Source organism: Micromonospora citrea, from assembly GCF_049629545.1.
Classification (GTDB): Bacteria; Actinomycetota; Actinomycetes; order Mycobacteriales; family Micromonosporaceae; genus Micromonospora; species Micromonospora citrea_A.
Genome location: NZ_JBNADX010000059.1, coordinates 1 through 4,107, shown reverse-complemented (window position 1 = coordinate 4,107; position 4,107 = coordinate 1). Strand labels below are relative to the sequence as shown.

Below are 4,107 nucleotides of genomic sequence, written 5' to 3'. Positions count from 1 at the left end.
CCCTGCGCGAGCGCCTCATCGAGGTGGTCCCGTACGCCCATGGCGCCGTTGGAGCTGCTGTCCGGGGTGCCGTTGATGGCGGCGATCCGGTCGATCCACACGGCGGTCGGGTTGTTCGACACCCGGTTGCCGCCCGCGACGGACTCGGCCTTGGCCTTCCACTCCGGGTTCACGTACCCCTTGGCGTTCAGGTACGGGTTGTCCGCCCGCTCCCCCGGCGGCGTCGTCGGCGGCGGGGTGGTGGGCGGCGGCGTCGTCGGAGGCGGCGTCGTCGGCGGGGTGGTCGTCGGCGGGGTGGTCGGAGTGCCGCCGTTGCAGACCACGCCGTTCAGGGTGAACGAGGTCGGCTTCGGGTTGCTGCCGCTCCACGCGCCGTTGAACCCGATGCTGGTGCTGGCGCCGGAGGCGAGCGACCCGTTGTACGACTCGTTCGTCGCGGTGACGTTCTGGCCGCTCTGCGACCACTTCGCCGACCAGCCCTGCTGCACACGCTGGCTGCTGTTCGGGAAGGTGAAGCCGAGGTTCCACGAGCTGACCGGGTCACCGAGGTTCTTGATGACGACGGTGGCGGTGAAGCCACCTGGCCAGTCGCTGGTGGTGTAGTCGACGCTGCACTGGGTCGCGGCCTGCGCCGCGGTGACCGGAATGGTCACCAGCCCGCCGGCCACCAGGGCGCTCGCACCGGCGAGTGCGACCGCCCGGCGCCTGCCGGACAGGTTTCTCCACAGATTCATGCCACAGATCTCCTTGGGCGAGACCGGGTCCGCGAACGGCCCGGCTGGACGGCCCGGCGGGCGTCGACTGCGAACGGCCTACCGATGCCATCAGATGTATTCGGGGGTGCCCGGCCCGGACGGGCGGCGATGCGCTTCGGACACGATGGTCCAGGCCGACGGAACGGTCGCCCGGCGAACCGGGTGCCCTCGACCGTCCCGCCGACACGCTGGGTGTGATCCGGCGGTGGACCAACCATAACTGGGAGCCCTTCCATCGCAATACCTGAATGCAAACCGGCTTATGCCTTCTTCCGCGACAGGGACAAGATCTGCCGCCTTTACGGTCCCGCATCGAGGTCAGAGCATGTGCATCTCCGGCATTCCACCTACCACCGTTGTCGACGGCAGGGGGCTCTTTTGTCCGCCGCCAGTGAAATGTTTCAGGAAACGCGCGCGGCGCTGGACCGCACCGAGACCGTCCTCCACCACGGCACACCCTCACCCCGCCTCGACAGCCTCGTCAGCTGCACGCGGAACGGACCTCGGAGCAGCACGGCAGATCCCGAACTGGTTGGTGCCGCCGACACGGCCGCCAGGACTGATCCCTGCCTGTCGGCTCACCGGGCCGAGCAGCACAGGCCGTCATCGCGCGGATCGGGCCGGACGAGACACGCGGCGATAGTCGGCCCTTGCACCCCCGCGCCGCGGACGCCGGAGCATCCGGGAGTCGCAGCGCCAACACCACCGCCCACCACGGGGACGCAGCAGCGTGCACGTCACCCAGTGCCGCGCCCGGACGGCGGCACGGGCCAACGCGTCGAACGCCAGCACGAGTGCCGCCAGCACCCCCCGAACGTGGTCGAGGTGATCGGCCAGATCGGCCGGGCGGCGGTGTCGTGCCGGCCGGCCGGCACTCCGGTGATTCCTTGTCTTGCGGTCGTTCATGGACTGTCGGCCGACTGCCGGCCCACGATTGCGGCGCCACCGCACGTTACCGGGCCAGTGGTAATGGTTCAGGTTCAAGCCCTGCCGTGAGACCCGCGCGCGGTTCACGACGCCCCTCGCCGATGCACTGCCGATGACCCGCCGACATCCCTACCGCTCGCGGGCACAGCAGAAAATCGCGTGTCGGTAGGCCGCCACAGCGGCCCCCACCTGACCTGACCCACCTCTGTCCGAGTAACCAATGACCCCTCCCTGGGACAGGCTGTCGGAGCGAGACACCCAGGTCTCGCCCCGACAGCTGGACATACGGTCACCGGCAATTCGGTATGGACGGGATTCCGGTCATCCGGCAGCCGTTGTCCGCACAGGAGTACGGCCTGACCGACGTGGACGGTTCAAATGCCGACGTTATTTTCTGCCGCAGCGAATACTTACCTCAAACGATTTCGGGCACGCCGAATTCGGGGATGCGCGAATGTTCCGCGATCCCCTCGGAGCGCCACTCTCAATGGCGACCGCCGGCGGGCGGCCCCCGTCACCGCGAAGGGTGCCCCGACAGGAGACACCCCGGTCTCACGCGCCAGGTTTCACGGTGCAGAAGATTTCTGACCACGTCCTCGAGGCGGGCTCCAGGCGCGTGGTCGGTCGCCGGCAGAAGGCGGTCAGTCGGGTACACGGTCGTGCAGGACATCAACGTAGAAGGCCCGCTGGTTACCGCGGACGGAGAAGCGGGCCTGTTCGATCCAGTTGAACTGCTCCAGCGTGCGTCGCATCGGCTCCAGCAGCTTGGTCTTCTCGCACCTGTCTCCGGGGGCCAGGATCCCGTCGAGGTCAGTGAAGTCGGCCCGGGCTTGCGGCCCATACGGTGCGATCGTTACTTATCTGGATGATATGGATCATCCAGGTCGGACGGTCGCCACCCGAACACGCGCCCCCGTGCAGCGCGTGGTGTGGCAGGTGTCGAGGGGTCCGATGTCGACAGAGCGGGATTTCACCGAGTTCTACCTGGCCACGTACCGTCGCCTGGTAGGTCAGCTGTTCGTGCTGACCGGCAGCCGTCATGACGCCGAGGAACTCGCTCAGGAGGCGTTCTCCCGCGCACTGCCCCGGTGGGCGAAGATCAGCAGATACGAGGCGCCCGAGGCATGGGTACGCCGCGTCGCGTTCCACCTCGCCTTCTCCCGGCGCCGCAAGGCAGTGCGCGGTGCTCATGCCCTGCTGCGCCTCGGGACCAGTCGAACCCACCACGACGACGGCAGGGACAGCGTCGCCGTCGCCGAGGCCCTGCGGGCGGTGCCGGTACGGCACCGACGGGCATTGGTCCTGCACTACGTCGTCGACCTTCCCGTCCGCGACGTGGCCGCCGAGTTGGGCGTACCCGAGAACACCGTCAAGACCTGGCTGCGGCGCGGCCGCCAGCAGTTGCAGGCCGCCTTGATGGACGACACGACGCCCACCGACGCACTCCTCATCCACCTGCGGCCCTGATCGGTGCCGCGGCACCGCGAACGAGATCACGCCGGTGGTGGGTGTGCGACACCCACCACCGGCGCGCCCCGGTGACTGGACGGCTACGAGGAGACCCGGCCGCTGCCGGGCGCGGTCAGGAAGGTGCGCAGCTTGTTGGCGTTGCCGGAGTCGTCGCCGGTGATCAGGTAGTACATCATTCCGGCGTCGGAGACGTCGCCCTTCTTGTTCATGATGTTGTTGACGACGTCGTGCGCGTAGCGCAGCCGCTGGTCGGAGTTGTCGGCCATCCAGGCCCACTTCTCCTCACCGCCACCGGTGCCCAGACCGGCGTTCTGATCCGGGATCCTCTTGTACTTGACCTGCGGGAAGTCGCGGCGGATGTCGGCGAGGTTCCACCGGTTGTCATCGTCGTCGTGATTGTTGTTCCAGTCCGAGTGCGAGATCAGCGTGACGTGCTGACGCGCCGCGCTGTTCGAGCCCTGCAACGCCCGGTACACCACCCCCATCGGGCCGGCGCCGACCAGGCACAGCCGGTTGGTAGCGGTGGACGCGTCGACCGCCGAACGCAGGTGGGTCACCGCGGCGTCCAGATTCGTCTGGCTGTTGCGGAAGATGCCGGCCACGTCGTAGCCGAACCGCCCGCCGACGCCCTCGGTGGCGGTGACCATGTCCCGCTCCCAGCTCGCCGTCGAGCTGCCCAGGTGCGAGTTGTAGTCCCAGTGCACCAGCCGCGACTGCTGCCCCCGCTCGGCGAGCAACGCCAACGCCATCGCCGACGCGCCGATGTCGTCGCGATCGTGGTAGTTACCGTCCGAACTCCAGGCGATCCGCTCACAACCAAAATCGAGAGCCGGCGGCGCGGCCTGCGCAGGCTGCCCGGTCAACGCGACGACAGCGCCGAGCCCGAGGGCACAGGCCGCAGCCGCGAGACCGGGACGGGAGATCCGTGACATCAGAGGTCCTTCCGGTACGAGGG

General features: G+C 68.4%; 3 protein-coding genes. 1 reads left to right on the top strand and 2 read right to left on the bottom strand.

Annotated elements, in window-relative coordinates; genetic code table 11:
* A partial coding sequence (locus ACPFP2_RS29760) for a cellulose-binding domain-containing protein (protein WP_424093552.1) occupies nt 1-734 on the bottom strand: 734 nt, incomplete at its 3' end.
* 1,899 nt (nt 735-2,633) lie between these two features.
* On the opposite strand from ACPFP2_RS29760, the gene ACPFP2_RS29755 reads away from it, so the two are divergent.
* Entirely contained in the window at nt 2,634-3,149 is a 516-nt protein-coding gene (locus ACPFP2_RS29755) for an RNA polymerase sigma factor (protein WP_424093550.1), read from the top strand.
* 83 nt (nt 3,150-3,232) lie between these two features.
* Here the strand turns inward: ACPFP2_RS29755 and ACPFP2_RS29750 are convergent, their stop codons facing one another.
* The gene (locus ACPFP2_RS29750) at nt 3,233-4,084 is read right to left on the bottom strand and encodes a hypothetical protein (RefSeq protein WP_424093548.1); all 852 of its coding nucleotides are present in this window, start codon (nt 4,082-4,084) and stop codon (nt 3,233-3,235) included.
* Nucleotides 4,085-4,107: the final 23 nt, after the last annotated feature.

Bases quoted from the DNA above. Each gene is read 5' to 3' on its own strand.
- ACPFP2_RS29750 (WP_424093548.1), bottom strand. From the start codon at position 4,084: ATGTCACGGATCTCCCGTCCCGGTCTCGCGGCTGCGGCCTGTGCCCTC.
- ACPFP2_RS29755 (WP_424093550.1), top strand. From the start codon at position 2,634: ATGTCGACAGAGCGGGATTTCACCGAGTTCTACCTGGCCACGTACCGT.